23 protein-coding genes and 1 pseudogene are annotated in these 26,713 nt (G+C 34.6%); 9 read left to right on the top strand and 15 right to left on the bottom strand.

The window, feature by feature from the left end:
- The 3 genes and pseudogenes from AB8B65_RS09265 to gap form a co-directional block, all read right to left on the bottom strand.
- Positions 1 to 753 (bottom strand): annotated as a pseudogene (locus tag AB8B65_RS09265) (hypothetical protein); the annotation flags it as partial.
- 275 nt (positions 754 to 1,028) lie between these two features.
- Entirely contained in the window at positions 1,029 to 3,089 is a 2,061-nt protein-coding gene (locus tag AB8B65_RS09260) for a response regulator (RefSeq protein WP_405300670.1), read from the bottom strand.
- A gap of 167 nt (positions 3,090 to 3,256) precedes the next feature.
- A complete protein-coding gene (gap, locus tag AB8B65_RS09255) occupies positions 3,257 to 4,252 on the bottom strand; it encodes a type I glyceraldehyde-3-phosphate dehydrogenase (RefSeq protein ID WP_405300669.1) in 996 nt (331 codons plus the stop codon).
- A gap of 250 nt (positions 4,253 to 4,502) precedes the next feature.
- Here gap and AB8B65_RS09250 point away from each other — a divergent pair, with 250 nt between their 5' ends.
- From AB8B65_RS09250 to AB8B65_RS09235, 4 genes are read left to right on the top strand one after another with little or no spacing between them, the layout of a single operon-like run.
- Positions 4,503 to 5,252 (top strand): hypothetical protein, encoded by a 750-nt coding sequence (locus AB8B65_RS09250; RefSeq protein ID WP_405300668.1) that lies wholly within the window; start codon positions 4,503 to 4,505, stop codon positions 5,250 to 5,252.
- Positions 5,253 to 5,275: 23 nt separating this feature from the next.
- The gene (locus tag AB8B65_RS09245) at positions 5,276 to 5,932 is read left to right on the top strand and encodes a hypothetical protein (RefSeq protein ID WP_405300667.1); all 657 of its coding nucleotides are present in this window, start codon (positions 5,276 to 5,278) and stop codon (positions 5,930 to 5,932) included.
- Positions 5,902 to 6,654: a sensor histidine kinase gene (locus AB8B65_RS09240; RefSeq protein ID WP_405300666.1), complete on the top strand. Its 753-nt coding sequence runs from the start codon at positions 5,902 to 5,904 to the stop codon at positions 6,652 to 6,654. Before AB8B65_RS09245 ends, AB8B65_RS09240 begins: the two co-directional genes overlap by 31 nt.
- A 6-nt stretch (positions 6,655 to 6,660) precedes the next feature.
- On the top strand, positions 6,661 to 7,338 hold the full coding sequence (locus AB8B65_RS09235) for a response regulator (RefSeq protein WP_405300665.1): 678 nt from the start codon (positions 6,661 to 6,663) through the stop codon (positions 7,336 to 7,338).
- Positions 7,339 to 7,869: 531 nt separating this feature from the next.
- On the opposite strand, the gene lipA is transcribed toward AB8B65_RS09235, so the two are convergent.
- From lipA to AB8B65_RS09210, 5 genes are all read right to left on the bottom strand, one after another.
- Positions 7,870 to 8,745 carry a lipoyl synthase gene (lipA, locus tag AB8B65_RS09230; protein ID WP_405300663.1) on the bottom strand — a complete coding sequence of 292 codons (876 nt, stop codon included), beginning with the start codon at positions 8,743 to 8,745 and terminating at the stop codon, positions 7,870 to 7,872.
- Between the two features lie 192 nt (positions 8,746 to 8,937).
- Positions 8,938 to 10,155 carry an Nramp family divalent metal transporter gene (locus AB8B65_RS09225; protein ID WP_405300662.1) on the bottom strand — a complete coding sequence of 406 codons (1,218 nt, stop codon included), beginning with the start codon at positions 10,153 to 10,155 and terminating at the stop codon, positions 8,938 to 8,940.
- Positions 10,152 to 10,709 (bottom strand): RNA polymerase sigma factor, encoded by a 558-nt coding sequence (locus AB8B65_RS09220; protein WP_405300661.1) that lies wholly within the window; start codon positions 10,707 to 10,709, stop codon positions 10,152 to 10,154. The genes AB8B65_RS09225 and AB8B65_RS09220 overlap by 4 nt, the downstream gene beginning before the upstream one ends.
- A complete protein-coding gene (locus AB8B65_RS09215; protein WP_405300660.1) occupies positions 10,700 to 11,800 on the bottom strand; it encodes a glycosyltransferase in 1,101 nt (366 codons plus the stop codon). The genes AB8B65_RS09220 and AB8B65_RS09215 overlap by 10 nt, the downstream gene beginning before the upstream one ends.
- Positions 11,801 to 11,823: 23 nt before the next feature.
- Positions 11,824 to 12,027, bottom strand: a complete 204-nt coding sequence (locus AB8B65_RS09210; RefSeq protein WP_405300659.1) for a membrane or secreted protein — start codon at positions 12,025 to 12,027, stop codon at positions 11,824 to 11,826.
- Positions 12,028 to 12,289: 262 nt separating this feature from the next.
- Here AB8B65_RS09210 and aqpZ point away from each other — a divergent pair, with 262 nt between their 5' ends.
- Together aqpZ and AB8B65_RS09200 are read left to right on the top strand one after the other, a co-directional pair.
- A complete protein-coding gene (aqpZ, locus tag AB8B65_RS09205) occupies positions 12,290 to 12,973 on the top strand; it encodes an aquaporin Z (protein WP_405300658.1) in 684 nt (227 codons plus the stop codon).
- Positions 12,974 to 13,079: 106 nt separating this feature from the next.
- Positions 13,080 to 13,601, top strand: a complete 522-nt coding sequence (locus AB8B65_RS09200; protein ID WP_405300657.1) for a DUF4136 domain-containing protein — start codon at positions 13,080 to 13,082, stop codon at positions 13,599 to 13,601.
- A gap of 465 nt (positions 13,602 to 14,066) precedes the next feature.
- Here the strand turns inward: AB8B65_RS09200 and AB8B65_RS09195 are convergent, their stop codons facing one another.
- A complete protein-coding gene (locus AB8B65_RS09195; RefSeq protein ID WP_405300656.1) occupies positions 14,067 to 14,729 on the bottom strand; it encodes an HAD family hydrolase in 663 nt (220 codons plus the stop codon).
- A 326-nt stretch (positions 14,730 to 15,055) separates the two neighbouring features.
- Here AB8B65_RS09195 and AB8B65_RS09190 point away from each other — a divergent pair, with 326 nt between their 5' ends.
- The 3 genes from AB8B65_RS09190 to upp all read left to right on the top strand — a co-directional run bounded on the left by AB8B65_RS09190 (position 15,056) and on the right by upp (position 19,633).
- Positions 15,056 to 15,964 (top strand): hypothetical protein, encoded by a 909-nt coding sequence (locus AB8B65_RS09190; protein ID WP_405300655.1) that lies wholly within the window; start codon positions 15,056 to 15,058, stop codon positions 15,962 to 15,964.
- A 9-nt stretch (positions 15,965 to 15,973) separates the two neighbouring features.
- The gene (locus AB8B65_RS09185; protein WP_405300653.1) at positions 15,974 to 18,844 is read left to right on the top strand and encodes a T9SS type A sorting domain-containing protein; all 2,871 of its coding nucleotides are present in this window, start codon (positions 15,974 to 15,976) and stop codon (positions 18,842 to 18,844) included.
- Positions 18,845 to 18,976: 132 nt separating this feature from the next.
- Positions 18,977 to 19,633 carry a uracil phosphoribosyltransferase gene (gene upp, locus AB8B65_RS09180; protein WP_405300652.1) on the top strand — a complete coding sequence of 219 codons (657 nt, stop codon included), beginning with the start codon at positions 18,977 to 18,979 and terminating at the stop codon, positions 19,631 to 19,633.
- 56 nt (positions 19,634 to 19,689) lie between these two features.
- Here the strand turns inward: upp and AB8B65_RS09175 are convergent, their stop codons facing one another.
- The 6 genes from AB8B65_RS09175 to AB8B65_RS09150 all read right to left on the bottom strand — a co-directional run.
- Positions 19,690 to 20,283, bottom strand: a complete 594-nt coding sequence (locus AB8B65_RS09175; protein WP_405300651.1) for a DUF6584 family protein — start codon at positions 20,281 to 20,283, stop codon at positions 19,690 to 19,692.
- A gap of 101 nt (positions 20,284 to 20,384) precedes the next feature.
- Complete coding sequence (locus tag AB8B65_RS09170; protein ID WP_405300650.1) at positions 20,385 to 22,337, bottom strand: endonuclease; 1,953 nt, start codon at positions 22,335 to 22,337, stop codon at positions 20,385 to 20,387.
- A gap of 104 nt (positions 22,338 to 22,441) precedes the next feature.
- Positions 22,442 to 23,440: a LacI family DNA-binding transcriptional regulator gene (locus AB8B65_RS09165; RefSeq protein ID WP_405300649.1), complete on the bottom strand. Its 999-nt coding sequence runs from the start codon at positions 23,438 to 23,440 to the stop codon at positions 22,442 to 22,444.
- Positions 23,441 to 23,575: 135 nt separating this feature from the next.
- A complete protein-coding gene (locus tag AB8B65_RS09160; RefSeq protein ID WP_405300648.1) occupies positions 23,576 to 25,144 on the bottom strand; it encodes a T9SS type A sorting domain-containing protein in 1,569 nt (522 codons plus the stop codon).
- 11 nt (positions 25,145 to 25,155) lie between these two features.
- Complete coding sequence (locus AB8B65_RS09155; protein ID WP_405300647.1) at positions 25,156 to 26,040, bottom strand: glycosyl hydrolase family 17 protein; 885 nt, start codon at positions 26,038 to 26,040, stop codon at positions 25,156 to 25,158.
- A 13-nt stretch (positions 26,041 to 26,053) separates the two neighbouring features.
- On the bottom strand, positions 26,054 to 26,713 hold a 660-nt coding region (locus AB8B65_RS09150; RefSeq protein WP_405300646.1), incomplete at its 5' end, for a glycosyl hydrolase family 17 protein.

Raw genomic sequence — 26,713 nt, 5'->3', positions numbered from 1 at the left:
TTTGTTCTTTTTCGGTTTACTTTTAACGTTCTTGATTTTCTCAACATAATTATGAGTGATGATCTCATCATCCATTAATTGCGTAAATAGAATTGATAAAGTTGCCTTGCAATTGTTTCTTGTTTTAGGAGCAACTAGATCGGGTTGGATATTGGCTAATTTTTGTTTCTTGGTTTGCGTCTTTTTAAGTGTGTTCAGAAATAAACTAACATCTCGTTTTTTCAAGTCATTGATGTCAAGGTCTAACAAATTACTTTGTTTAAGCCATTCCATGAACTTTTTGTAGTGTCCTGTAAAGGTAGAAGCTGTTTTCTTAGTCCAACTCGGTTGTTTTTGAGAAAGTGCAAATTCCATTGCTTGTTTCACGGTGTAAGTCTGACTCTGACTTTCTACACGTCGCTTTGCAGTTTGTTTTTTTGTAGCTTCTGCTTGTTCAATTAATCGTTGGTCAGTTATTTGAGCATCTTCAAAAGGACTGTATCCTTTTTTTAGCATTTGATGTAGCACTTTGCGTATAGTTGCTAAATAAGCCAACCGATCGGTTTTTGTCTTCAATTTATTTGCTTCTCCATAAATAGGCGCTTGTCTTTCTAGTTTTCCTGTTGTTGAATTTCGATACGAAAAATAGACATACCATCGCTTTGAAAGGTCGTCGTTGCCTGTATAGATTTTAGGTTCAGAAAACTGCTTTAATTTCTTCAAATCGTATTCATTTTCGTATTCATTTTTTTTAATTAACTCAAATATCCGCATAAAATTGTGCTTTAAAAGAACTAAACACTTCGTAAATACTGGGTTTATACTATTTAAAACTTTAAATCAAATCACAAAAAAAAGGCGAGTAACTAACTCGCCTTGTTCTTTAACTAACCAATCCAAAATTTATATGAAATGAAAACAAAGCGTGATCGCTTCTTTTGATTTCAATTAATAAATAACAAACCGCGTGCCAAAAAATAAAATAGATCACTTTTTGAATACTAAATATTTGTTAATGAATTAGTTTTGTGTAATTGTACAAGATTCTTTTAGGTAAGAATATGAGAGATTTTCTGATAGAAAACTTCTGGATCAAATGGTTTTGAAATAACTTCGTTAAAACCATCTTTTATAAAATCCCCTTTATTATCGTCTAATGAAATCGCAGTTAGGGCAATAATTGGAGTAGAAACATCAAACTTTCTAATTTCCTTTGTCGCTTCAATTCCGCTAATACCTGGCATGTGAATATCCATCAAAATAAAGTCATAACGGTTGCTACGCGCATAATCAATTGCTTGATATCCATCATCTGCAATATCGCAAGTCATATTTTGTTTGGCAATAATCTTCTTCGTAATTACTTGGTTAATTTTGTTGTCTTCTACCAGTAATACTTTGAATTTTCTGCTTTTTAGATCGGTTTTTTCTTGTGCTACAACATCAATATTTGTTTCTTCTAGCGCAAGTTTATCTAACACCAACGCAAAACGAAATGTAGAACCTTGACCAAGTTTACTCTCTAATTGAATGTCACTTCCCAATAATTCCAACAAACTTTTTACAATGGTTAATCCTAAACCTGTACCACCATATTTTCGGTTAATTTGTACCGAACCTTGCGAGAAGCTATCAAAAATATTCTCTTGCATTGCTTGCGAAATCCCAATTCCATTGTCCTTTATAGCAAATTCAATATGTTGTTCCGCATCGTCTTCTTCCAAGATTTTCGCAGAAATTTCTACAACACCATCTTTGGTGAATTTTAGCGCATTACTAATTAAGTTGATGAATACTTGAGACATTTTTAAATAATCACCAACTAAGTTCTCAGGAATCCCTTCATCAATATTCAAATTGATTTTATTATTATTCTCTTTAGAAGTTTGCGTAAGCGAATTTACCACATCACTCAACACTTTTTTAAGGTTCAGCGGTGCTTTTTCAATCGCCAATTTTCTAGCTTCTATTTTATTTACTTGTAATATATCATTGATAAACGTCAATAAGTAATCTCCCGAAAACTTCAACGATTTTAAGTGTTCTTTTTGGCTCTCGCTAGGATTTTCTTCCATCAGTAAATGCGTCAAACCTGTTACCGCATATAATGGCGTTCGGAGTTCGTGTGTTACCGTTGATAAGAATTGTGCTTTGGCTTTCATTGCTTTTTCGGCATTATCTTTTGCCAGTTGCAATTCGGAGTTTTTCTTAAGTAATAAATTATTTGTTTTTACTTTAATTTGATTATTTCTGTAGAGAGAAATCGTTAGTAAAGAAATAATAATAAGCAATGCCGAACTTAATATCGAGGTTAATTTATTTCGTTTTCCTACTTGATTTGAATTTTCATAACGACGCTTCAACTCTTTAATATGACGTTTTTGGAATTCATTGTCAAAAAATGCATTGGCTTTTGCAGCACTTTCCAAACTAGCTTCATCAAAAATAGAATCTTTTAACTTCACATAAATACTTTGGTATGTATAGGCATTCTCAACATCATTTAATTTCTCGTACGTATCACTGATAATTTTTGAACTTTGCAGTTTTAGCAATGGAAATTTATACGAATCAGCAATTTTAAAGGCAGTTTCTGCATTCAGTTTGGCATCTTCGTATTGTTGTGTGTTTTTATACGCTTTCGCTAGATTGAGATGTACTTTGGCGCGTAAATAGTTTGGCTGATACGGATCATCGATCGGTAACGAATTCTCAAACCGTTCAATAGCACGTTTATTTATTCCTTGACTCAAGTAAAATAAACCTCTGTAATATTTTAATTTATTAATATTAACTGTTGATTCGTATTGATCAAAAAATTCTTTAGCTTTCGTAAAATGCTTTTCTGCATTGCTAAACGAAGTACTTCGCGTTGCAGAAAGCGCTTTTAATATGTAATTATAACCAAGTCCGAGGGAATCATTAATTTCTTTCTGAATTTCTTCGGCGCGTTTTAAATAGCTTTCTATATCGGTAGGATTGAATCTATTGTAGTTTTCTTCAATACTTATCTCGGCACGTAACATGTAAGCGCGTGCAATACTTTTTTGATCTTGAATGGAGTCAGATAAATCTAAAATGTAAGTCAGCTTCTCAATAGCGCTGTTCATTTTAGCTTTCTTTTTGTATTCGTATACATCAACAAAAGCCTGCTCTATGCTGTCCTTATAATTTTCATTTGATTGGGCTAGGGACAATACAGAGAATAAAGCAAACCAGAAATATAAAATGTGTTTTACGCTACACACCATGAAGTGATGAATTTATTCAAAAATACTTATTTATTTGAAATATATAGCATTAAATCAATTATTCTGTGGGAATAACCGATTTCATTGTCATACCAACCGACAACTTTCACCATTTTTCCGATAACAGAAGTCATTAAAGAATCGAACGTACACGAATATGGATTGTCTATGACATCCACAGAAACAATAGGGTCTTCAGTATATGAAAGAATTCCTTTTAAGTTGGTTTCGGACGCTTTTTTAAATGCTAAATTAATTTCTTCGATAGAGGTTTCTTTTTTTACATTGAATGTAATATCTGTCAGAGAGCCATCTGGTACAGGAACGCGAATTCCGCAACCACCAATAACCTCCGAAAGTTCCGGAAATATTTTTGTCAATGCTTTGGCAGCTCCCGTAGTTGTAGGAACAATACTTTGGCTAGCACCACGCGCACGACGCAAATCGCGATGTGGCTGATCGTGTAAACTTTGGTCGGTTGTATAGGAGTGAATCGTTGTAATATACGCTTGTTCAATACCGCAGAGTTCATTGATAACTTGTATCATTGGAGCCGCATTATTGGTAGTACATGAAGCGTTTGATACAATCGTTTCTGAACCGTCTAAAATTTGTTCATTTACACCTAAAACGACCATTTTAATAGCATCATCTTGTGGCGGAACAGATAAAATCACTTTTTTTGCTCCGTTTGTGATATGATGTTCTAAAAGTGTACTTGTTTTAAACTTTCCCGTAGCTTCTACAACAAAATCTACATTATATGGTGTCCAATTAAGTGCTGTAATGTCTGAAACATTCGTTACAGGAAACACATTTTCATCTACCAAAATTTCAGTATCAGTATGTCCAACTTTATTTGGCAATACACCATGAATGCTATCGTATTTAAGTAAATGACTGAGAGTGCGTGTATCTGCTAAATCATTAATAGCAACGACTTCAATAGTTGGATGATTGATCAATAAGCGAAACAAGTTGCGTCCAATTCGACCAAAACCATTAATGGCAATTCTAATCATGTGCGTTCATTTTAAAACGTTTCAAATTTACACTTTTTTGACTGAATTATCCGCTAGTTTTCAACGTATGTAATTTTTACCATTTGGAATAATTGCGTAAAATTACGCAGAAGGCATTGTGTTGTTTTTTAGATATTTACTCATGTCAAAAAAATTGAACCACTGCGTTATATTTTTTTGATGTATTTTAAGCGATATTATTAACCTCTAGATTGCCTAAAACAAATGCAATTTTTAAACCTTAATCATTATGGAACCAAAAAATCCAATCTCATTAACCCCATTACAATGTATTGAAAACTGGGGAAATTGCCGAAAAAATCAGACATCGGTAGCAAATTCACTTTTGACAGGGAATAGCTTTCACTTAAAAGTGGGATTAATAAGTCCAATGTACAACAGACTTCATATTTACATAGGGAAATCTACGCCACTTGAACAATCTGGTGGAATATCTTTTTATGGAGTGCCAAGTGTATGTGATTATGAGAATACTTTAAAAGCAGAATATCATAATTATAGTATAGAACAAGGTCAAGGAGCGAAGACGCTACCGCAACTTATCGATTCAAAGTTGGTGCCAATTAATTTTACCGAGAAACCTTTTGCGTATAATATTGAAAATCCGAATCCTGCTGAGAAATTACTTATTGAAAGTATTAATAATTGGAATATTGCAGCTCATAGACAAAGCTGGCTTGATTCTAAATTCCCGGAAGGTGAAGGTTTTGTATTGGCTGCATTTGATATTGATGTGAGTGATTTTGAACCTTTGCACGGACATGAATGTTTTTTAGCCTTAAAACCAGCTCCTGAAAACGGTAAAAATTATGTGTTAGACTTAGTAATTCTCAACACTACAAGTAAGAAATTTTTAAATCTTCAAGAAACTGAAAATGGCGTTTCTCTTAGAGATTTAGCACGATTAGTTCCTCCATTTGGACAAGCAGGATTGCCTTCAACTAATGAATCTAACTTTGGAATATTGCAAAACTTCTAAAAAGATATAATAGGAATTCAATAATGGATTTTAATACATTTTCAGAAATAATAACACGAGTTTCCCCATTCGTACTTCTTGTAGGTACGAGTGTGGGCTTGTATCATTACAAACGTTTAACAAACGTCGCAAAATTATTGTGGTATTTTTTATTGGGAAGTTTACTAATTGATCTGACTGGAAGACTTTTAGAAGAATTATTTAGCAATAATTTGATTGTACTGTTCGCGTTAACTTTGTTAGAACTTTTTATCTTTCTGAAACTATATTACAATTTAACCCAAAAGAAAAAGCTTGTCGTTTGCCTATTCATTCTCGGAATTTTGTACACAATCATTGAGTCCATTTATATCAATACGAATGATGTAAGCTTATTTCAACCGTATGCAAAAGCGTTAGGACCATTGCTAATTGTTGGAATGGCATTATTATTTTTCTTTGAATTGATTCGTGATGAAAAAACATTATTCAAAAACGAAAGTGATTACTTTGTGTTGAATAGCGCGATTTTATGTTTCTTTTCCTTGCAATTTTTGGTCTTTCTTCCATTAAATTTCTTAGTCAACACGGACATACAACTTACAGGATATATTTTGATTGGAAATATATTCTTCATGATTTTATTTTATATATACTTAACTTATTTTATATGGAAACGTGGCAGAAACCTGAAACAATAATCCTTTGGATTACAATTGCGGCATTGTTTGTCATTGTCTTGTTGACAGTGATTATTTTTTTGATACGTGCTATATTCAAGAAAATAATTAAGGCGAAAGAAAAAGAAGCAGCAGCGCAGTTAGATTACCAAAAAAATCTACTCGAAACCACCATAAAAACACAAGAAATAGAACGCCATCGCATTGCGGCAGACATTCATGATGGACTAATTGGAAAGTTAACCGTCATAAAAATGCAGCAAGAAATTACACAGCAAGATCAAAAAACGATTGACGCGTTGCATGAAAGTATTGCCATTGCGCGTAGAATCTCACATGATTTAAGTCCGCCGTTGGTCGAATTTACAAAGCTTCCCGATCTCATCAAAGAATTACTAGATCCGTGGGAACAACATGTATTAGTAAACACAACGTACGATATTAGAGCCGAAGTGAACGACACCGAAGAATTTAAAGTACAAATTACGCGACTCATTCAAGAAATAATCACTAACATTATAAAACATGCAGAAGCCACACAAATGAATTTGCACTTAAAGCAAACAAAAAATTACATGGCGTTGCGTATCAGTGATAATGGAAAAGGATACGATATAGAAAAAAACAGCAAAGGTTTAGGTACCAAAAATATAGAAACACGCGTACAATTCTTAAAAGGAAATTACAAAGTAAAATCAAAACTAGGAAAAGGAACTTCAAACCTATTTCTATTCAAAAACTAAAAAACGATGGAAGATACAATCACAATTGCTTTAGTAGACGATGATGCATTAATAGTATCGTTACTCAAAGATTTTTTAGGAAATCAAAAAGATATCGAAGTGTGTTATACTGCAAACAGTGGCGAATCTTTAATGGAAAAACTAGCTACTGACAGCGCGTTGCCTGATATTCTAATTCTAGATTTAAACATGGCAGGAATGAACGGCGTTGAGGTAACAGAATTCCTCAAGCAAAACTATCCGAGTATCAAAGTGATTCTAATGACGTCGCATTACAAGCGTTCGTTTATGGGCTTCATGTTAAAAACGGGTGTTTCGGCGTTTCTTCCTAAGGGAATTTCTCCTGTGCAACTCTTGGAAATCATCAAAGAAATCTATGACAAAGGATTTTACTTTATGGACGATCAATTAGGTGTTTTGCGGGAACAAATATCGCACAAAAGTCCAAAGCCAACCATCATAGAAAAAAACAAACTTACCGAAAGAGAAGTAGAAGTCTTAAAACTGATTTGTTTCCAAAAAACCGCCAAAGAAATTGCTGAAAAACTCTTTATTGCACCCAGAACGGTAGAAGGTCACAAAAACAATTTATTCATCAAAACCGAAGCCAGAAACATTGCAGGTTTGGTTATTTATGCCATTCAAAATGATTACATTGAACCGAATGAGATTCCGTTGATTTAGATTCGCTTCGCTGTTGGATCGCTTTACTTTTAGATCGGCTTCGCCTTTTAGATCGCTTTGCTCTTAGTATTTTAATAAGTGAACTTTAGTATCAAATTTTATTTTCAAATTGACAAATAAACTTAGATGGTTTAGAAACTATACGCGTCACTTCGAGTGAATTTGTGAAACAAATTTGTATCGAGAAGTACTTGGAAACGCACATTTTCCGAAACGTCTTTGCGAGCGTTTTACATTGAGTTGTAGCGAAATGAAAAACGTGTGGCAATCTGTTTTAAATAAAATTCAGAATATATTAAGAAACAGACTACCACGTCGCAAACTCCTTGTATGCTGAGTTTGCCGAAGTCCGCAGTGACGTTTGGTGTATATGATGAAAAAGAAAGTTAAAAAAATAATTCGTGAATTCGTGGTGAGAAAATAAAAGAACAATAAAGCCTTACAATTTTTCAATCAAAAGAAAAGGCCAGCAGCAAAAAGCAACTAGCCCAATTTATAATTCAAAATTCTGTATTCAGAATTCTATATTCGTTATTCAATATGTTTATGCGCTTTATAAGAAGAACGTACCAAGGCACCACTTTCTACATGTCTGAAACCTAAATCCAACCCGATTTGTCGGTATTTATCAAACTGATCTGGCGTAATGAATTGTTTTACAGGTAAATGCTTCTTACTTGGTTGTAAATACTGTCCAATAGTAACTACATCCACATTTGCTTCACTCAAATCGTGTAGTGTCTGAATCACTTCGTCTTCTTTTTCGCCCAAACCAAGCATAATTCCCGATTTCGTTCTGTTAATTCCTTGGTCTTTCAAATATTTTAAAACACCCAAACTACGATCATATTTCGCCTGAATTCGCACTTCACGCGTCAAACGACGAACGGTTTCCATATTATGCGAAACTACTTCTGGAGAAACTTCTACAATACGATCCAAATGACGTTCAATTCCTTGAAAATCTGGAATCAGTGTTTCTAATGTCGTAGTCGGATTCATTCGGCGCACAGCTTTTACAGTTTCTGCCCAAATAATACTTCCCATATCTTTCAAATCATCACGATCAACCGAAGTCAATACGGCGTGTTTAATCTGCATGATTTTAATAGAACGTGCTACTTTTTCGGGTTCGTCCCAAGCAACTGTTTCTGGTCGTCCAGTTTTCACACCACAAAATCCGCACGAGCGTGTACATACATTTCCTAAAATCATAAAAGTGGCTGTTCCTTCGCCCCAGCATTCGCCCATATTTGGACAGCTTCCAGACGTACAAATTGTGTTCAATTTATACTTGTCCACCAATCCACGAAGTTCGGTATATTTCTTTCCTGTCGGAAGCTTTACACGAAGCCATTTCGGTTTCCCTTTTGGAGGCAATACACTTGCTTTTGTTTCTATACTCATAGCAACTTTTCTATTCATTGAAAATATGAAGTGCAAAGATACGAAGAATCTCTTAAAAAAAGTGGCTAGTTATTGGTTGTTTGTTGTTGGTCGCTTCGCGCTGTTGTGGATTTAACGAAGTAAGAATTTATAAAGTTTCTCACAGAAAATGAATATGTACTTTGAAATTACTCAATACTATTTTTCCAAGACCTAAATCGTCGTCAAATACCAAATCGAAAATCCTGTTAAGAAAATAATTCCCAACCAACTTAAAATCCGCAATCCGAGTTTAGGTTGCCATGCTGTTGGCGTGTGTTTACTGGTAATTAAAATATAGTTTGATATCGCATAAAAAGGCGCAGTGATAAAAGAAAGTGCCGTAGCAACATAAATTAAGGTGCTCATGTTGGCTAAAAACTGTGTCAGAATAAGTATGGTTCCTGCAACGAGAATCAACATCCAAAATATATAACTGTGTTTTATGTATTTACCAAACAACAACTGACTGGTTTTTGCCATTGCTCTTGGAGAAGCATCTAAAGTTGTCAGTGTAGTACTAAACATGGTTGTAAACGCGGCAATCGCAATGATAATATACGCGCCGTTTCCTAAATTTTTGGTGTATAAATCGATCAATTGTGAAGCGAATTCACCTCCTTTTGGTGAAAATTCAATTCCCGAAGCAAACATCACATACGCGCCCAATGCCATAAAACAAACACCAAGTATAATGGTAACTATGTATCCGAAATTGAAATCAAATAAAGCTGTTTTTGGCGTAAATTCGGCTGTTTCTTGCTGTTTTTCAATTGCCCAAAGCGAATGCCAAATCGAAATATCAAGTGGCGCAGGCATCCATCCCATGAAGACAATTAATAATAAAATACCGCCACTTTCTGTTGGGAAAATTTGTCCTATACTTAATGCTTCATTTCCATTAGCTAATGCAGAACTAAAGGCAACAACCGTACTAATTGTCAATGTAATGATGATGACTTTCATTAATTTATCCAAAAAGGAATAACGTCCCATTGCCAAAATTCCTAAGCAAAGTAAGGTGATAATAGTACTCCAAACTTCCATGGGAAAATCAAATCCAAATAATTGTTTCGCCAAAGCTGCAGTGACAATCGTGACGGCAGTTTGTATGGTAAACATCGTTGCAAATGACAAAATGAAATACGTAATTAATAATCCTTTGCTGAGTTTTTTGTAACCATCCAACAAACTTTCGCCTGTGGCAGCTGCATATCGTGGTCCAAATTGAAAAAACGGATATTTGAATAAATTTACTAATAACAAAGCCCAAAGCAACCCGAAACCGAATTCGGCACCGACTTTCGTCGAATTTACTAAATGAGAAACGCCAATTGCCGCGCCTGCAAATAATAATCCTGGACCTAGTTTTTTAATGAAAGATAAATTCATTGTTTTTGAATAATTTCTGCCAATAACTTTTTTGCACGCAATAATTTCACCTTTACGTTATTCATTGGCTCTTGTAGTTGTTCTGAAATTTCTTTGTAACTCAACTCTTGAAAGTAACGCAAGTTGATAATTTCCTGATAATGCGGTTTTAGCTTTTTAATGTCGCGTAAAAGCTTTGCTAAATTTTGTTCGGTAATAATTTTATCTTCAGGAGTTGGTCCGTCATCAATAATTTGATATACTTCTTCTTCTTGCTCTTGCGTAGTCTCAATAATTGTTTTTTTCTTGCGAAGAAAATCAATATGTACATTTTTTGAAATCGCGATTAACCACGTTTTAAACTTGTAGTTTTCATCAAATGAATTGATTTTATCAAAAGCTTTCGAGAAGGTTTGAATGGTAATATCTTCCGCATCATTTTCATTTTGAACGCGTTTCAGTTGAAAACCATACACATCATTCCAAAAAGAATTCAGTAAAAAATTGAAAGCTACTTGATTGCCCAATTTAGCCTTTTGTATGTATGCTTTCAGAATCGTTTCTGCTATTTCCAATGCGTTGGTTTTGAAATCTTGTTCGCCATAAAGATACCAAAATGAATGATAACTAAAAAGACCTCCAAAATGGGAAGCAAATATATGGTGTCTTGTTCGTTGAGTTTACTTGCTGAAATTCCGATGATAAAATACTGAATAAGTACACGAATTCCTATAATAGCCAGCGCTGACATCCAAAACGAAGTACATACTAAAAAGATTGCAAGTGCCCAAAACAGCACTTGTGTACTGTAAAAAGTACCTAATAAGAATTTGTGAATAAACTTGTAATGTGACGAAGTGTTAACGTGTCTTCTTTTTTGACGAAACCAAGAAATAAAGGTCGTTTTTGGTTGCGAAATGGTAAAACTATTTTTAGAAAAACAAATGGCCGTGTTTTTGCTAGTTGCGGCATCTTTGATGAACAAATCGTCGTCGCCAGAACGAATTTTGATATGATTTACAAAACCATTGACTTTATAAAACTCGTTTCTATGATAGGCTAAATTTCGCCCAACTGCCGTGTACGGAATTCCTAGTTTTGCATAACTAAATGCTTGTACGGCTGCCATTAGCGTTTCAAATCGTATCAAAAGATTTAAGAACGAATATTTTTTTCTCGCGTAAGCGCCATAGCCAATTATAATTGTTTTTGTATTTGAAAAATGCTGTGTAATTTCTGCCAACCAACTTCTGGAAGCAGGCACACAATCGGCATCCGTAAACACTAAATAATTATTGGTAGCAGCTTTAATTCCGAGTGTAAGTGCATATTTTTTATTTCCCCAAAAGGCTTCATTGTTTTCAACGTTTACAAGTTTGATATTGTCATTTTCTTTCTGGAAACGTTCTATGACTTCCTGTGTTTCATCAGAAGAAGCATCGTTAATCAATACAATTTCGTAATTTTTATACGCTTGTTGTAAAAGTTGTGGAATTAGAATTTTGAGATTTTCCGCTTCGTTTTTAGCGCAAACAATAATAGAAACAGGCAGATCAATAACTGCATCTCGTTTCTTTTTATCAAAAGCGAACAATCCGAAAAATAAAAAATAAATGACTTGAATAGCGGCAACGGCTACCAAAACGTACAAAAGATATAGAATCATAAAATAGGAGAGAAGCTAACTATTTATTGGTGTTGTGGTTCGGCACAGTTTTCAAATTGATCGGGTGTTTTTCCACAGAATCCACAAGCGTCTCCATCTTTGTTTAGCATTGGGTTTTGACTTGCGCAAGTTCCTGCAAACTTTCCGTCTTTCTTTGCCCAAATTTTAATTGCAATTCCTGCAACACCTACGAGAAGTAAACCAATTGTTATAAATACAAGTTCCATTTGCTTATTTTTTTATTTTGAATTTTTTTAAATTCAAATAAATGTCCTGCAAAGATACGGCTTTTTGTGCGATTGCTAAATGCGAATTTTCAAAATTAAATATTAACAATTTTCAAAAAATAAAATCATAGGCTTGTAAGTGATAAATAGAGGTGAAGTGTGTTCTGATCGTTTTTTAATAAATTAACTGTTAGTAAGTTAATGTGCTTTTTGAAGCTTTTTTCTTTATATTGATATCACTAATCAATAAAATAGATACATTATGAAGAAGTATTTTGCAGAAATTTTTGGAACATTCTGGCTGGTATTTGGAGGTTGTGGAAGCGCAATTTTTGCCGCAACTACAGACTATGGAATCGGATATGCTGGTGTAGCATTAGCGTTTGGTTTAACTGTGTTAACAATGGCGTATGCTGTTGGACATATTTCGGGCGGACATTTTAATCCAGCCGTTTCTATTGGACTTTGGGCAGGAGGAAAGTTTTCTGGTAAAGATTTGCCTGGCTATATCGTTTCTCAGCTTGTAGGAGCCGTTTTAGCAGCAGGCGCATTGTATTTAATTGTATCTGGAAAAGCTGGATTTACAGATGTTGGAGGTTTTGCCGCTAACGGATATGATAGTTTATCGCCAGATAATTACTCCATGATGTCAGCATTTATTGCCGAATTTTTACTAACTGCGTTTTTCTTACTCGTAATTTTAGGAAGTACCAACGAAAGAGCGCCAAAAGGATTTGCTCCAATTGCAATTGGTTTGTGTTTAACGTTGATTCACTTGATCAGTATTCCTATCACAAATACTTCGGTAAATCCGGCACGATCTACAAGTCAAGCATTATTTGCTAACGGAGATTATTTACCGCAAACATGGTTGTTTTGGGTAGCTCCAATATTGGGTGCAATTGTAGCAGGATTTATTCATAAAGCATTATTTGACAAAAAATAAAATACAATTAACATAAAGTTAAAAGTCCTGTTTTTCCCATGAAACAGGATTTTTTGTGGAATAATTATCGCTATCTTGTAGTGAATTTGAGGAAAAAAGAAATACTATGAAATATTTCGGAATAAGTTGCATTGTACTGTTGATTGTATCCTGTACCGCACCAAAAGCAGTATATGATTATGAACGAAGTACAGATTTTGCCAAGTATAAAACCTATAATTTCTTTCCTGAGATAGAAACTGGTTTGAACGAATTGAACGATAAGCGTTTGTTTCGTTTGACGGATTCCATTATGCAATCGCGAGGTTTTGTGAAAACGGCTACGCCCGATTTTTATATAAATGTTGAAACTGCATTTTTCGAACCCGATCAAAATGGAGGAGTTGGCGTAGGAGTTGGTGGTGGCGGACGCGGAGTTGGTGGCGGAGTTACCATAGGATTGCCTATTGGAAACGCGAAACGAAACCATGAAATTGTGCTCGATTTTGTAGATGTACGAGAAGATAAATTGTTTTGGCAAGCTATTATAGAAGGCTATTTTAAAGAAGAAGCCACGCCAATAGAACGCAAAATGTATTTCAAAGCAGTATTGTTAAAGGCTTTTGAGAAGTATCCGCCAGAGAAATAGTTTTGAGTTTTTAGTATTGCGTATTGAGATATATTTTAATTCACTAATCGTTTCGCAGTACTTCTCGACACAATTTTTCTTCATTTCATTGCGAAAAACCACTCGAAGTGACGCCTGGAAAATTTTAAATGCTAAATGTTGAATTTTAAATTAAAAATTATTTTCGAATAAACGAATAAACGAATAAACGAATAAACGAATAACGAATAACGAATAACGAAGTTAAAATGTTGAATGCTAAATGTTCAATTTTAAATGTAAAAACCCGTTGTGCATTTTGATAAAATTCGTCAATTCGAGTGAGTTTTACGATTGAAAATGAGTGAAATTTGTATCGAGAATAGCGTTTTTCGCACCTCAAAATCACTCGAACTGACGTTTCATTATACTTTTGAATTCAAAATGCACAACAGATTATTTATAGATTTTTAAAGAAGAATTTAATTACTACTTGAAAGCTAGTCATTATTTCCTAAACACTTCCTGAATCATATCATGTCGAATCTCCTTAAAATCAGAAATCACCATATTAGCAGTACTATAATCTTGGTTTTTGGAGTGAGGACTGTCATAACCTACACAAAAGATTCCTGCCGCATTTGCTGCTTTAATTCCGTTGGTAGAATCTTCAATGACCATACAATTTGTACGCGCATACCCTGTTGCATACGCTGCTTTTTCAAAAATTTCTGGATGCGGTTTGGATTGTTGTAAATCGGCACCACTAAATTTTGCCATGAAGTACTGATTCAAATCAAAACGTTCAAAAACGTTGTCAATCGTCATCATAGAAGCCGAAGAAGCCAATACGAGTTTTAGTTCTCTGTCATGGTATTCTTTAATGATATCTAATACGCCATCAATCAATGTTAAGCTTGGATCGTTCGCAAATAAATGCTTAAAACTTTTTCGTTTAAGTTGCACCAACGTTTCTGGCGCTTTTGTCAGTTTAAAATGATCGCACAGGCGTTTGCATATATTAATGGTTGATTGTCCTGTAAACGACTGATATAATGCTGGAGAAACTGCGATTCCTACTTCATCAAACATTTGGTAATACGCTTTGTGGTGCAACGGTTCAGTATCCACAATAACACCATCCATATCAAATAAAACTCCTTTTAACATTATTATTATTTTTTGACGAATATACTAAAAGAGAATTGATATTTATGTGCTACTAAATTATTTGAAAGTTACCTTTTTATAAGCATTCAAAAAGAATACGTTTTTTATAAAACCGCTGCAATTCCTTAAATTTTATTAAACTTTGATTATCAGTTATTTAAACTGAAAAATAATGCTTTTTCATATTAAAAAATCATGTGTTTTTTATTCCTAATAATCACGCTAAAAGTTATCTATGATAATTTATAAAAGGTCACTAGCAACGCTTTTTTAAGGATTATTATTGGTATTAATTTGTGCAATCAACCACAAAAAATTTAACTATTATGAAAAAAAATTTATTAACCGTTTTAGCAATTATTTCTTGTAGCTTTATCTACAGTCAAGCCGATAATACATTTCCTTATCCCAATAATGGAGATGTCGGAATTGGTACAGGAACCGATCAAAATAATGTAAATTTCAATTTTCAAGTACACGGAATTACAGATTATATTATTCGCTTGGAAGAAGCGCAACATGAAATTCGAAAAAATGCAAAATCTGCAAAAGCAGGAGCAAGTTTTAATGCAGGAAAAACTTCCAGAATTGGAATGACAAATACAGAAACAGGTGCTTTATCTAGCGATGGTGCTATGTTTAGAATGTCTAAATTAAACTTTTACATTACAAACCAAGAACGCAAACTTTTATCCATTACTACAGGTGCAGTTGGAATGAGATTCCATGGAGATCATCAACGAATTTGGATGGGATCACAAAGTTACTACACGCCATCTACGAGCACCGATTTGGCTTCAACAAATATTGGAACTACATCAGACAATGGATTATATGTTCGTACCAGAAGTAGTTCAGAAAGTGCATACGGTGTAAGTGTTCGTGCGCGTAAAGATGCACAAAATGCAATTCAGGTAGTAAGTACCAATGGAAATGATGTAAACTTTACGGTAAAACCAACAGGTGAAGTATATGCTAGAAAGTATGTAACTACCTTAAATCCTTTCCCTGATTATGTATTTGAAAATGATTATGAATTACTATCATTTGACGAATTACGCAGCTATATCGCTCAAAACAAACACTTACCAAATGTACCTTCTGCAAAAGTAGTAGCAGCAAATGGAGCCGATTTAGGAGAAATGAACCGTGTTATGGTTGAAAAAGTTGAAGAATTAACCTTATACATCTTACAATTAGAAGCACGTTTAAAGAAATTAGAAGAAAAAAAATAATACACAACTATGAGAATATTTAATAAAATATGCATCTGGTGTGTTATCCTTTTTATGGGAACTGTTTCACTACAAGCGCAGTGTGATAATGACGTAAGTACAGATCCAGAAAACCCAACAAATAATGCACTTCCAAAAGATTTATTGAACCCAACTGGCGATGAACGCTATTTGAATGGTACCAATTGGTTTCCATTAACTGCAGGAGGAAGCCTTGAAGATTTAGACCTATCAAATATGTTTTGGTCGGGAACGCCTTTGCCAGAAATGGACAATGTTTGGGCACCTTCCATTCCGTATTATAACTACATCAATCAATCGCCAAGACCAACACCTAAAAATGGTTGGGAATTATTATTGGTAAATCTTGGGCGTTATCCAAACAATGTTGATGTTGCAGATAGTAACGAGACTTTTCAAGCCTTGCCTTATATTGTGCTTTACAATCGCTATTCGGGAGTTGTCCGGGTATTTGCCAATTTCGGATTAGATCAGCTTGTCGGTGACGGACCTGATGCAGTAGAAGTTGTCATGAGTTTTGTACTCAATAATGACAACTCTGGCGCTACTGGTTTGGCTCGTTTATATAGCGGAAAAGATTTGGCATTAGATCAAAATACAAAAGTGACTACGATGAAGTCATTGGCAAAAGCAACCACTTCGCAACGACAATGGTTTTCAACTGATTTCCAAATTGCGTATGACCCGTGTACTTGTTATTACCCATCAAAGCTGCAACTTAGTTTTAATCAAATTACACAAGAAAACATCACTTTACATGGTAGAAGTTTATCTGTAGATGATAATCTGATTGATAACGATTTAAAAATTGATCCGATGACATTTCTTTCCGGGTTTGATGCTTCTGGCAACGATGCTGAAAAAGGTGGAATATTGATTTACAAAGGATTACAAACCTTAGTAGACGATTATATTGCGCGTTATGAAAAGTATAAGTTAGATCTGGCAGCAGCCAACAGACAAAACAAAATTGTAGATCATAATCTAAATGTATTAAAAGCATTAAAATATACCTTATATGCAGTATTTACGCTTGGCTCTAATCCTGGCGCCATAGATATTAGTTCTGTACAAGGTTTTGAATGGTTTACGAAACTAAAAGAAAAATACGGAGCGTTTATAAAAAAAGCAGATAAATTAGATACGGATAAAATCTTAAAAATAGCCAAAAAGGTATTGGGTTCTGATGCCAAAACATACATTGAGCAAAACTTTGAAAAAGTACCATTACCAACAGAACCAGATAAAAGTAAAGTACCAAGTGTAACGTTTACCGAAATGCATTTTGAAGGAATCATCTCAGACTCGCAAGTAAAAGGTGGTCCCACATTTTATACACCAGGAACTTACGGAACTGCCGCTACACAAGTATTAAATGGAGGAACACTTCAAGATCCTATTTTACAAACCATGTATGAATACCCTGTGTATAATGATGTTTTAGGAAGTTTTGCACTATTAAATAGTCCTGAAATTACGATTGCAAATCGATATGTGCCAGAAACTGTTTTTGAAGATGACTACTTGGTAGATGCGTATTGGAATCCTATATATTACAAAGCATGGACGCGTGAATATCAACTTAAAATTAGTAATGACTTAATGTATGCACTAAACGAAACGTTGGATATTAAAAACCATGAAATTAAAGCTGCATTCAGATTCAAAGCAAAAACAGATGTTGCACTAAACGGGCAAGTGTATTACAATGTATTTTTAGATCCAGAGTATACAACCAATGTAAACTCTACAAATTATGATGTAGATATTTATGATCCTTGGATCAACCCAACGGGTTCAGCTTTTACCAATAGTGTACAAAGTGATTGGCTCGGTTATGGAGGTGAATATGGTGATGAAGATGGACATTTTCAAACATCTTTTGTACCGTTAGATGGATTGAAAAACTTTACAGTTGGACTTGGTTTGAAACAAGAATTCTTTGAATTTGGTTGTATCGATTGTACATTTTATGATGGGCCAAACTTTCCAGGTGAAGTAAACTACGGATTCCGTTTTGACCTGTATGACATTGAATTGGTTTTAATGGTTGATATTGAATACGAAACGAAAAACGAATACGGAGAAAACAATACAAGTACACAAATTTTAACGTTTGATATTAAAGATGATCAAATTGAGTATGCTCATGAACCATATACATATGATATAATTGATCCAAACCTTCACAATCAATATGATACAACCTTAACTAATGAAAACTTAGGTTTAGAAGATGTTGTATTTGACGGAAGTCCTGTAGATGGTTGTTGGCTCTCTGGTTCAACATATACCTGTCGTGCATGGAACGATATTGCTATTACTGGAAATTTAAGTACAACTGGTGGATATTCTGTAAATATCATTGCAGGAAATCAGATTGAAACATCGCCAGAATCAATCATTTCGCCTGAGATTTCGATGTGGATTGATTCTCCTTTTGATCTTTCTCAGCCAATGATACAAGCAAATTCTGGACAAATAAATACTTTTTGTAATAGTACGGATTATAAAGCAAGAACGCAAGATCCATCTGTAGCAGGTCGTGCTGCCAATACTAATGAAGCGATATTATTTGAAAAATCGGCACCTGAAGACAAGGAAACTTCGGATGAAATATATCTATATCCAAATCCGGCAAATAACTATGTCAATTTGTATCTAAATAAAGAAAATACAGGAACAAATATCAGCGTAGAAGCCTTTGATATTGCTGGAAGAAAATATGCTTTAGAAATGAATTCACAAGGATCGTCATCCTATTCTTTAAATATTGAAAGCTTGGCATCAGGAATTTACTTTGTAAAAGTATATGACAGTCAAAACTTATTAAAAACATTGAAGCTGGTTAAGAACTAAACAGCAAATTACAGCTTTGATAATAGCCGAATCTAATTCGTAACTAATGGCGGTTTTCTAGAAATAGGAAATCGCCATTTTACATATCAATCAATTTAAAGTAGTATATTGAGCCCGCAAAAATATCTCGTTATGACCATTCACGATTATACTTCACAGTCTTCTTTAATGAATCAATTTATTGCTGAAATGCGCGATGTTGCTATTCAAAAAGATTCCATGCGCTTCCGCAGAAATATTGAACGTGTGGGTGAAATTTTAAGTTATGAATGCAGTAAAGTCCTTGAAAATACAACGGAAACCGTAACAACACCTTTGGGAACAAAAGAAATGATGTTACCAAAAAAAGATGTGGTTATTTGCTCTATTTTACGCGCTGGTTTGCCATTACATCAAGGAATTTTAAACTACTTTGATCAGGCAGAAAATGCGTTTGTTTCTGCGTATCGCGATCATGTTGATGATGGAGATGCGTTTGAAATTGTCGTAAATTATATGGCTGCGCCTTCTTTAGAAGGAAAAACCTTGCTGTTAGTTGACCCAATGTTGGCAACTGGTCGTACCATGAAAAGTGTGTATGAAGTATTACTCCAACAAGGAACACCAAAAAATATTCATATTATTTCTGTGTTAGGCTCTACGGAAGGAGTTAATTATGTAACTGAACATTTCCCAGAAGAAACGCATTTATGGATTGCTGCCGTGGATGATACTTTGAATTCTCGCGGTTATATTGTTCCAGGATTGGGCGATGCTGGCGATTTGGCGTATGGAACGAAGCGTTCTTAAATTTTAGATTTCTTAGATTATTAGATTCGCTATCGCTGTTAGATCGTTAGACGTATTCAAAACATCCATTTCATTACCGATACAAATCCTATTACAATCAACACAATCACTGTTAATAAAATTCCTAATAGCAAAAATCCTGCTAATTTATCTTTAAAAGTCTTTACGTGTTTCTGATGTTTTCTTTGTGAATTATTGACTTTTGGATTAAATTTTGGAATATGATGGTTTTTTGCTTTACAATCTGCTTCTAATTCCGACAATTTATGTTGAGCAAACTCAGAAAGTTTTGTTTTATCGCCACGAAATACAATTTCTTGTAAAATTTGATATCCAGAATAGTTTACTGATTTTTCATAAATTTCAACACATTTGCTAATTCTCTCATCAGTCGGTTCGGTTAAAATCCAATATTTCCCAGCTGCATCCAAAAATCCGCTTTCATAATATAATTCAGCAAGTTTATTCCACAATTGAATTTCGTTTGGGTTTTCTTGAATTAAATTCCGCAATCTGTCAGACGCTTTGAATTTAAGTCCGTTTTCAATTTCAAAATTTATTCTCTTTAGCTTATCTTTTAAACTCAAAATATTTGTTTTTGAAGCATCATAACAGCTTATTTTATCATTTTTTGGAATGTATATAGACATAGTGCGAAGTATTGTTTCGTTAATACTACATCGTTCTCATTCCTGCGCAAGCAGTATAAAAAGTATCCTTAAAACTGAAAATTAGTGGTCAATGCACTGAATTAATTTACTACAATTTTTTTAGTAACCGTTTTTCCGTTGGATGTAATTTTTGACAAATAAATACCACTTTGTAAGTTTAATGGTATTTGTGTCGTTCCCGAGAATTGACGCACGAGTAACTTTCGTCCATCAAGTGCATAAATTTTAATCGTAGCTTCTTCTTTTATTCCAACGATATTGATGTTGTTTTTTGTTGGATTTGGATAGATTCGGATTGTTTCTGTAGTAAATTCTTCGTTTGATAATGGTTGTGCCCAAGGATTTCCTATCTGATTTCCCCAAATATGTTCTACCAATTCTGGGTGATCTATGAACGGATTTCGGTTAAATTGCCAAGTATACACTACATTATTACGATTCATTTCATAATCATCTGGCGGATCATTTCTGTGCCAATCCAATAGTGTTACCAAATCTCCTAATTGTCCTTCTACAGCAGGAAAACCATTTTCAATAGACAATCCGTTGTAACGAACCGCTAAAAATAGTACACTGCGTGCTACATCGCCACGAAAGCTTCCCGCAGTTCCTGTTGGTCCTACATACTGTCCGTAATGCTGGTTTCCACGTGAGCTATTTTCGGGTCCATCACTCGCACGTAATGCATGTGCATCTGAGTTTCCATGACGAAGTGAATCTGGTCGTGTGATCCAAAAAATGTCTCTTCCATCAGCAATATCATCCGCTTCTATACTTCCGTAACCAGCTAATGATCTTGGAAATGTATGTTCTCTATTCCATTTCCCTGTACTGTTTGAACCATTCTGTACATCTAACTTTGCGCGTCCTTGTTCTGTGTATACCAACCAAACTTGATTGCTGTTTTCAGGGTTTTGATCGGCTTCTTTTAAGATATCAAATACATCTGCATACGTTTGTGCACGTACAACTCCAAGTTCAGATATAATAGCTTGTATTTCATTTCGTAGAGCGCCATCTGCCAAACCATTCATAGTATCATAATAGCCTGTTGGCGCTGTGTTTGCAACAGTTCCAAACGTAGGATTTAAAGGAGTTCCATAAGGTGCAACTGTAAAATCGTTATCAACTGCTCGTACTAAAATTCCATCGTTGAGAATGATATATTCTACTGAAAAGTTATCTACTAAATTAATGACCAATTCTTCATCACCTTCATCTAAGGTATCATCAACCAAAGTAATCGTAGTTGTTACCGAAGTTTGCCCTGTTGGAATGGTTACAGAAGTTGATCCTGTAAAATCGGATGTGTCAAATGTACCATTGTCAAGTGTAAATGTGATGTCTAAATTAGATGTTACAGCCGTTTCTGTAGTGAATTCGATATCAAACATTTCTCCTTCTGTGTATTGATCGTTCGCTACATTGATAGAGATTCCATTTAAAATAACACCGCTTCCGTCATTGAGTTGTCGTGGTGTTGGCGTTCCTGTAAAATAACTTCCGTCAGTTTCGCTGCGTTGAATAGAGTTTGTATTGTTGTTTCCGCCTTCGCTAATTTGTGTTGTTAATCCTAGTAAACTTAACAAACCTGCATCGTCAGATTCACCAGTATCATATACTATTGCATCTATTAAATCCGTTGTTGTTGCTTGTGTTCCTTGTGGAAAGTCAAAACCATCGGCTTGATAAATTGCAACGGCATCTGCCCCATTTTGAATTACGTTTGAACCTATTAAAAGTTGCGGCACAGGCGAAACAGTACTGCTTCCAATTAATAATAAGCCGTTTACATCCGTGACTTGTCCGTCCAAATCTAACGTAAAATAACTACTATCGTTCCCTGAAGTAGATCCGTTAAATAGTACTAGTACATATCCATCTAAGGCAAAATTTGGTGTGTCTGATTTCAGTTCAATAAATTCGCCAGTATCTGTACCTGGCGTATCACAATCGATTTCATTTATGACAACTTGACTAATTGCTATTTGACTAAACAATAGCAGTAAGAGTATGGGAAATGCATGCTTCATTATTCTACTTTTTTCAAAAATACAATAATACCAGCATCTTTAAGTGTTTTTAGGCAGAATTAACCGTAATTGCAAATAAACTTACTATTCTAACAATCAAAATATTAACTGCTTGTTTCTCTGATGGTAATCGTAGTATTCAAAACAATATCGCTTGCAGGAATATCTTCTAACTTTGATTCTAAGCGAAGTAACAGCATTTTAGCCGTTTGTTTTCCTATTTCTTTAGGATGTTGATCTATGAAAGAAATTTTAGGAAAGAAAAGATCGTTTTGTGCTGCATTTACATACCCAATAAGAGATATTTCTTCTGAGAATGTTAATCCTTGTTTTTGAATGGCACTACTGCAGATTAGTGTTGCTTCAATATCAGCAGCAATTAATCCATCAATATTTCCTTCTTTGAGAGATTCTTCTAATGTTAATTTCAATTCATCTAAGTCTTCAAACGCAATAACCGTTGGTGTTTTGGCTTTTGAAAGATAGCCATCTTCACGTAGTCGTCCGACAATAAGTGTTGGAATTGAAGATACAAACGCAATGTTTTTACATTTTTTTTCTTCTAAATAATCGTAAGCACTTGTAATGTTTTCATAATCATTTACATGTACTGTATCAAATCCTAACGGTTGCATAGGAATACGATCAAACAATACCAAAGGAATTCCTTTTTGCTTGATATCAATGATATGATCGAATGTTTTCTTTTTATTGGTTTCTTCTGCTATACAGATTAAAATTCCATCCACATTTCCTCTCGTAAAAAAGTCTAAACATTCTTTTTCTTTGTCTAAACTTTCATTGCTAAAAAATGTAATGATGTTGTATTTAGATGAACTCACCAATTCGTCAATTCCCTTTAATACAGACGCAAAAAATGGATTTTCTATATTTGGTAAAATGACTCCAATTTGCATGGTTTCTTGCTTTTGTAAGCGTACAGCAATTGGATTTGGAGCGTAGCCTCTTAGTTTGGCTAAGTTTTTTACACGTTCTTTGGTTTGAGCGCTTATTTCTTCACTATTGTTCAACGATTTTGATACGGTAGAAACAGATATATTCAATTCTTTCGCAAGTGATTTTAAAGAAACTACATTTTTCATATACTGTTTTTTATGCTGTACTATATCAACGGTTGAGAGTTTATTATTTTCTCAAATATACTTCTTTATTTTATGAAAAAGTGTGTTCGCAAATTTGCAAACACACTTTTAAAAATAAATTGATCGTATTCTTTTTTAATTTTTTACTAATTTCACACTACTAGTACCTTTGTCAGTACTAATTCTTGCAAAGTAAATTCCACCTTGTAACGTTGTAGCATTAATTGTTGCAGTTGTCGCTTTTGGCTCCATTGCCATTACTTGTCTTCCTGCAATATCAAATACTTGAATTGTATTGATTACTGTATTATCTGTTACTACATTCCATGAATCGTTCGTTGGATTTGGATATGTTTTGAACGTTGAAGTTGTAAACTCTTCAGTACTTAAAATATTGTTATGGAAATAGATATTATCTACATATACAACACCTAAATTAGAAGTGATTAAGAATTGTGCTAAATCATCTCTTGTTAAGTTGTTTGAGAAGTTAGTATCAATTTCAACATCGATAGAAACCCAAGTTCCTGTTGCCAACGCTGGAGATGTTCCACCATTGATATTTAATTCCATTGCTGAAACTTCTGAAGCTCCACCGCCCCATTGAGAGAATTTTGAGTTGAATACTTTTCCAACTAAATCTGGGTTATCTGTCCAGAAATCCATGTGGAAATGTGTCATTAACGATGCATCAATTCTATTGTTTGTAAATTCTACACCAATAAAGTTTGTGAATGTAATTTTTTTAACGTCATCACCAAAAGCAACTACATCTTCTGAAGTTGAATCATCAAAAGAAGCATTCCATGTTTCAATTGTTTCATTTGTATATGCATTACTAAATAATGAAATTACATTTTGTGGAGCTCTTCCTGGTGGTGTTGGAGCCGCCGAAGTTGGTCCTGCAGTTATGAATGAAACTGTATATGTTTCCATTACCATACCATTTTGAGAAGTAACTACTACTGTTCCATCACCTGGAACTGCTGGCGCTTGCGTAATGTTTGCCATTGCACCTGCATCAGTTGTTGTTGCAGATGTAATTTGAGGTACTACAGTTGTTCCAGGAGCTAATTCAACTGTGTAATCTGTTGTTCCAGGACCAAATCCAGCTATGGTAGATCCGTCAACTTGTAAGTCACTTAATGTAGCATCAGAACCTGCTGCTGTTGGGTTTTTCCAGAAATATAAGTTATCTACATAAATACCGTCTGTTGATCCATTTCCTCCATCGAACTTAAATTGTATTGCATTAGAAAGGTCTCCAGTAATTCCTACAACAGGAATATCTACACTAATCCATGTACCTGCTCCAGTATTTGTAATTGGATGTGCTATTTCTGTACCTGAACTAATTACAAAAACATTAGGGTTAAATGTGCCATCTATCCAAATATCAACATGTAAAAACTCCATTGCTGAAATATTCTGAGGAGTTCCATATTGGTTTCCTTGGTAGTTAAAGTTTGGATATGCTAATACTACATTTCCTGTACCAGGATCAAAAGCTGTATTTGCCGATCCAAAACCACTTTGTCCCCAGTTTGGGTTGTAATCTGAACCAGGAACGTTTGCGTATGTATCACTAAAAATGGAAATTACATCTGCAGCATCTCTAGTTGGAGGATCTGTAGCATTGTTTGTTGGTTGCGCAATCGCAAATGTTCCAACGAATAATAGTACTAAAAAAATAATTTTCTTCATAATAATCTATTTTAAAATTTGAATTGTTCATGTTTGTCCCAAAGTCCCCAATTTGAACCTACATCTCCTTCTGCTCCTACTTTCCATGATTCGTCGAAAGAGGAGAAATAAAAGATTTCAATTTCTTCTTCTTGAGCCCACTTTTGGGTGTTTATAAAATACTTAATTGCATTTGTGTTAGATGGATATGCACCTTCTAGGCTTGTACCATCGTTTGGCCATCCAGTTTCTGTGATGATGACCTTTTTACCGTTTCCAGCACGCAATGCTCTGTTGTACATATCTTTTACGTACAATAGTGAATAATCTTGATCGCAACCTTCCCAAAAAGGATAGCAATTTGCCAAGATTACATCACAAGCTTCCGTGATTTCTGGACGTTCAACGAATTCGTAGTATGCATCTACATAGCCAACAGGAATTCCGTTTAGTTCTTTTTTTGTGTCGTAAATGAATTTTAGCAATTCGTCTTCTGTTAAATCGCCTCGATACATTACTTCATTTCCTATTGCAGCAATATCGACACAGTTATTGTCTGCAAGTTTTACAAGTCCTTCAATTTCTGCTTCGTTCGTTTCAGGATTGTCTCCTAACCATGCCCCAACTAGGGTTTTCATACCCATTTCTTTGGCGATGATAGGAATTAGCTCATTGCCTTCCGTACATGAAAACGATCGCACCCAATTTGTATAAGGTTTAATGATTTCTAAACGTCGTCTTACTTGTACTTCAGAAAGTGTATCACCTGGCTGTTGCCCTTCTGAATAAGGACTAAAGCACATACCGTGCATTCCATCCTTTAAGGTTTTTCGCCACAGCGACTTTAAATCTTTGAGAGAATATCCCTCAAATTCTAAAGCTGCTAGTGAAAAGAATTTTTCTTTACGTAAAGACATTGTTTGTTGTTAATTAAAATTTTAGTTGTTCGTGTTTGTCCCAAAGTCCCCAATATGCACCAACATCGCCTTCGTCACCTGTTTTCCATGATTCATCAAATGATGAGAAGTAAAAGGTTTCAATATTGTCTTTTTCGGCCCAAACCTGCGTGTTAATAAAATATTTGATGGCATTGATTTCGGATGATTCTGCTCCTCGCAGACTTCCTCCTTCACTTGGCCATCCAGTTTCAGTAATGATTACTTTTTTTCCTTGTGCCGCATGTGATGCTTGTCCAAACATTTGCTGCATGTGCGCTAATGAACCATCAATATGGCAACCTTCCCAATACGGGTAACAGTTGCTAAGAATAACATCACTGATTTCTACCAATTCGGGATGTACAGAAAATTCGTAATACGCATCTACATACCCAACTTGAACATTTGGCAATGCTTGTTTTACTCTTTTGATGTAATCTAATAGTTCTTCTAGCGTTAGATCGTTTCTATACAATACTTCGTTTCCAACAGCAGCAATGTCTACAAGACCTTTTTTTCCAAGTTCAATAAGTGCTGCAATTTCTTTTTCGTTGTCTTCTTTGTCATCTCCTAACCAAGCGCCAACCATGGTTTTCATACCGTGTTTTTTGGCATAATGTGGAATGTGTTCGTTTCCTTCTATACATGAGAA

Origin of the sequence: Kordia sp., from assembly GCF_045105435.1 — a bacterium.
Lineage (GTDB): Bacteria > Bacteroidota > Bacteroidia > Flavobacteriales > Flavobacteriaceae > Kordia.
This window is presented reverse-complemented; position numbering and strand designations above follow the sequence as displayed.

Bases quoted from the DNA above. Each gene is read 5' to 3' on its own strand.
- AB8B65_RS09260 (WP_405300670.1), bottom strand. From the start codon at position 3,089: ATGAACAGCGCTATTGAGAAGCTGACTTACATTTTAGATTTATCTGAC.
- gap (WP_405300669.1), bottom strand. From the start codon at position 4,252: ATGATTAGAATTGCCATTAATGGTTTTGGTCGAATTGGACGCAACTTG.
- AB8B65_RS09250 (WP_405300668.1), top strand. From the start codon at position 4,503: ATGGAACCAAAAAATCCAATCTCATTAACCCCATTACAATGTATTGAA.
- AB8B65_RS09245 (WP_405300667.1), top strand. From the start codon at position 5,276: ATGGATTTTAATACATTTTCAGAAATAATAACACGAGTTTCCCCATTC.
- AB8B65_RS09240 (WP_405300666.1), top strand. From the start codon at position 5,902: ATGGAAACGTGGCAGAAACCTGAAACAATAATCCTTTGGATTACAATT.
- AB8B65_RS09235 (WP_405300665.1), top strand. From the start codon at position 6,661: ATGGAAGATACAATCACAATTGCTTTAGTAGACGATGATGCATTAATA.
- lipA (WP_405300663.1), bottom strand. From the start codon at position 8,745: ATGAGTATAGAAACAAAAGCAAGTGTATTGCCTCCAAAAGGGAAACCG.
- AB8B65_RS09225 (WP_405300662.1), bottom strand. From the start codon at position 10,155: ATGAATTTATCTTTCATTAAAAAACTAGGTCCAGGATTATTATTTGCA.
- AB8B65_RS09215 (WP_405300660.1), bottom strand. From the start codon at position 11,800: ATGATTCTATATCTTTTGTACGTTTTGGTAGCCGTTGCCGCTATTCAA.
- AB8B65_RS09210 (WP_405300659.1), bottom strand. From the start codon at position 12,027: ATGGAACTTGTATTTATAACAATTGGTTTACTTCTCGTAGGTGTTGCA.
- aqpZ (WP_405300658.1), top strand. From the start codon at position 12,290: ATGAAGAAGTATTTTGCAGAAATTTTTGGAACATTCTGGCTGGTATTT.
- AB8B65_RS09200 (WP_405300657.1), top strand. From the start codon at position 13,080: ATGAAATATTTCGGAATAAGTTGCATTGTACTGTTGATTGTATCCTGT.
- AB8B65_RS09195 (WP_405300656.1), bottom strand. From the start codon at position 14,729: ATGTTAAAAGGAGTTTTATTTGATATGGATGGTGTTATTGTGGATACT.
- AB8B65_RS09190 (WP_405300655.1), top strand. From the start codon at position 15,056: ATGAAAAAAAATTTATTAACCGTTTTAGCAATTATTTCTTGTAGCTTT.
- AB8B65_RS09185 (WP_405300653.1), top strand. From the start codon at position 15,974: ATGAGAATATTTAATAAAATATGCATCTGGTGTGTTATCCTTTTTATG.
- upp (WP_405300652.1), top strand. From the start codon at position 18,977: ATGACCATTCACGATTATACTTCACAGTCTTCTTTAATGAATCAATTT.
- AB8B65_RS09175 (WP_405300651.1), bottom strand. From the start codon at position 20,283: ATGTCTATATACATTCCAAAAAATGATAAAATAAGCTGTTATGATGCT.
- AB8B65_RS09170 (WP_405300650.1), bottom strand. From the start codon at position 22,337: ATGAAGCATGCATTTCCCATACTCTTACTGCTATTGTTTAGTCAAATA.
- AB8B65_RS09165 (WP_405300649.1), bottom strand. From the start codon at position 23,440: ATGAAAAATGTAGTTTCTTTAAAATCACTTGCGAAAGAATTGAATATA.
- AB8B65_RS09160 (WP_405300648.1), bottom strand. From the start codon at position 25,144: ATGAAGAAAATTATTTTTTTAGTACTATTATTCGTTGGAACATTTGCG.
- AB8B65_RS09155 (WP_405300647.1), bottom strand. From the start codon at position 26,040: ATGTCTTTACGTAAAGAAAAATTCTTTTCACTAGCAGCTTTAGAATTT.